This window comes from Moorena sp. SIO3B2 (genome assembly GCF_010692525.1).
Taxonomy (GTDB): Bacteria; Cyanobacteriota; Cyanobacteriia; order Cyanobacteriales; family Coleofasciculaceae; genus Moorena; species Moorena producens.
In genome coordinates, this window is the sequence record NZ_JAAHHE010000569.1 from 1 (window position 1) to 3,077 (window position 3,077).

Here is a 3,077-nt window from a genome sequence, read left to right on the forward strand (position 1 = left end):
AAGGAAGTATAATAAAGTTATTTTTCCATCAACACTAACGTGATTTTTGGTTTGGGATCATTAAAATGCTTACTTTAAAAGTGTTCTCAGTGGCTACAATTGCCGTGGTTTTGAGCAGTTGCTTAATCCCTGAAAAAGCCTTGGCTAGTCGTCTTGATTTAACAGCTGAAGCGATTGGGAGCTCAACTCCTTCAACAATACTAAATCCCAGTATTGGTCAAACCCTACAAAACAGCGATTTTACGATAGAAAAGAATGGGGATAAAATCCTTGGTAATGGGATTGATGAACAGACAAGTTGGAGCTTTGATTTTTCTGACTTGGCAACATCAATAAATGACGTATTGCAAGCGGAACTAACTTTAGACCTGACACCAAACAACGTCCTGATTACTACCGATGTATTTGGGATCATAGGATTGGATACTATTCTTATTGCTCCGCTCAGCAATTTATCAGTAGGAACTAAGCAATCGCTGTCTTTAAATTTACTGGAGTTTTACGACTCAGGAGAAATCGTGAACGTCTTTAATGCTAATAGTGGCAAGATTCCGGTATTTTATGGAGATGATGCCATTGTATCTGGTGCGAAGCTGTCATTGTCTACAGGTGAAAGAGTTCCCGAACCTGCTTCTACCCTAGGGATTTTAGCTTTGGGAGCTTTAGGAATTAGTTCCCTATTTAAACACGAACTCAAGCAGCAGAAATAACCAAAGCAGTAATATCAATCAAGAATGATCATTAGTCAACCAGCAAAAATATAACTAGTGTGTTGTTGACGCTTGATGATTGAACAGTTGACAGTTCAATCATCAACCATGGCCTTTCGGCCACGCGATCGCTGAAAGCGGGACGAAGTCCATCGCGTTCAACAAAAATTTCATCAACGTAGCAAAGCATTCCAAGTAGCAGGACCAACAATGCCATCAGGTTCTAGTTTGAACTTGCGCTGAGCCGCTTGTACTGCGGCTTTCGTAACCTCTCCAAATACCCCATCCACTGTGGCTTTTAAAAAACCAAGAGATTTCAGTCGCCTCTGCAATTGCTGGACGGCTGGACCACGCATACCTTGTCGGAGAATTGGTAAAGTTATAGCGCTAGGCTTAGTTCTCTCAACAGTGACCGAATTGCCTGTTGTGGTAGTGCGATTACCAAAGCTAGTGCTGGTTGCTGGAGAGGAAGGGTTGGGACGAGTTGTGGTGGTTTGGGTAATAGCTTCTGTGATGGAAGGCGTCGGAAACGATGAAGCTGAGATGCCATCAGAGGTGGTCGGTGGTGTTCTACTTGCTGAGGGTAAGGGATTGGAAGTAGAGGTTGAGGATGTTGGATTGGGTGGGATGCTTGGAAACAGAAGATTCCATTCAGCAGCTCCCATGATGCCATGGGGAGTTAAACCCGCTTCTCGCTGGAGCTTGGAGACAGCGATCGCAGTATTATCTCCATAAAACCCATTTACCTCTCCTGTGTAATACCCCAATAATTTAAGAACTGCTTGTAATTCAGATACTCTTTCCCCCTCACTACCAATGTCGAGAGTTGGTCGGTTGATTTTGACTGGGGTAATTGCTTGAGCCAGTTTTGGGACAACGCCATTGGCTTCAAGGGCAACTGATGGCAAATTCCCTAAGCTAAGGGCTATTGATCCAAAGATAGTTATACCGATAATGCTGTTAGTGGTGTCTATAGAATCCATATCTTTACAGTGAATTAAATCTTGTCACGACTTAATTTAACTTTATCGATTCAAGCGGATTTATAGACAACAATACATTCAGGTCTCCCCCGGTTAAAAGGTAAAACACGGGAGAGACCTGAAGTTTTTGGTCTGCTCTGTTAACTCAGGAAGTTGATTGCTTCAGCCGGTCCGACTAGAGAAATATAAGGTTCAATAAAATAGCGATTAGCTGCTGCTTGAGCCATCTCTGGAGTAACCTTTGTCACATCTTGTTGAAATAGGTTATCAAACTCAACTCCTAGCCCGATCGTCTCATACCAGCCATAGACTTGAGCGAGCTGACCATTGGTTTGTTTACCTAGTGCATACTGACCAAGAAGCTTATTTTTGGCAACTTGCAATTCATCCTGACTCAGTTGTTGAGAACAAAGGCGTTCCACTTCGGTAACCAGACCAACCAGGGCAGTTTCTGTATTTTCCGGTGCTGTTCCCATGTACGCTATAAACGTAGAAGCTGACTGGCGTGTCGGAAACAATGCTGAGACATCATAGGCTAAACCCCGCTTTTCTCTGAGTTCTACAAACAAGCGGCTAGAAAGACCATTCCCCAGGTAGGTATTCAGGAGTTTGAGGGTAGCAAAGTCAGCCTCTTGTACAGCTGAGGTAATATAACCCAGCATCACAATGGACTGCTGTGTGTCTTGGGCAGTGGTCACTTGGCAGGGTTGGGCAATAGGGGAGGGTAAGGAGGGTTTGCTCAGGGGTGTATCGGGAACTTGCCAATCCCCAAACACTTGCTCTACCTGCTTAATCGCATCTTCTGAGTTAATACGACCTGCAATACTAATTATGAGGTTATCGGGGCGGAAATAAGTGTGATGATAGTGTTCTAAGTCAGCTCGATCCAGTGTAGATACCGTAGCTTCTTCTCCCAACACCGAAAAGCCGTAGGGATGGTCTTGATAGATTGCCTGTCGCAATTGCTTATAGGCAATGCTAAAGGGTTGCTCCTGTTGCCCACGAATAGTTTGAATGGTTAGGTACCTTTCTAGGTCTACTTCGGCATCTGGGAAACTAGGCGATCGCAAAATCTGTCCTGCTAGCTGTAACATTTCAAACCAGTCAGCTGCAACGGTTTTCAGGGAGAGTATAAAATAATCGTTAGCTGCATCAGCACCAAGTTGAGCCCCCATAGACTCCACCCGTTCGGCAATGTCTATGGAGGATAAGTCTTGGGTTCCCTTGGTGATAACTGCTGAGACGAGGTGAGATAGGCCAGCTTGGTTTGGTGGATCGAACTGACTACCTGCCCGAATAAATAGACGGCTGGCAATGATATCAGCAGCAGCATTTTCAACTACTATCACCACGATGCCATTATCTAGCACTGTGCGATGGATAT

At 44.4% G+C, this 3,077-nt stretch carries 3 protein-coding genes; 1 reads left to right on the plus strand and 2 read right to left on the minus strand.

The window, feature by feature from the left end; genetic code table 11:
• The first annotated feature begins 65 nt into the window (after positions 1-65).
• On the plus strand, positions 66-710 hold the full coding sequence (locus tag F6K38_RS38105; RefSeq protein ID WP_287263195.1) for a PEP-CTERM sorting domain-containing protein: 645 nt from the start codon (positions 66-68) through the stop codon (positions 708-710).
• A 173-nt stretch (positions 711-883) separates the two neighbouring features.
• Here F6K38_RS38105 and F6K38_RS38110 read toward each other — a convergent pair whose 3' ends face one another.
• Both F6K38_RS38110 and F6K38_RS38115 read right to left on the minus strand, forming a co-directional pair.
• Positions 884-1,693: a peptidoglycan-binding domain-containing protein gene (locus F6K38_RS38110; RefSeq protein WP_008189690.1), complete on the minus strand. Its 810-nt coding sequence runs from the start codon at positions 1,691-1,693 to the stop codon at positions 884-886.
• Positions 1,694-1,833: 140 nt separating this feature from the next.
• Positions 1,834-3,075, minus strand: a complete 1,242-nt coding sequence (locus F6K38_RS38115) for a M16 family metallopeptidase (RefSeq protein ID WP_287360145.1) — start codon at positions 3,073-3,075, stop codon at positions 1,834-1,836.
• Between the last annotated feature and the right edge of the window lie 2 nt (positions 3,076-3,077).

Bases quoted from the DNA above. Each gene is read 5' to 3' on its own strand.
- F6K38_RS38105 (WP_287263195.1), top strand. From the start codon at position 66: ATGCTTACTTTAAAAGTGTTCTCAGTGGCTACAATTGCCGTGGTTTTG.
- F6K38_RS38110 (WP_008189690.1), bottom strand. From the start codon at position 1,693: ATGGATTCTATAGACACCACTAACAGCATTATCGGTATAACTATCTTT.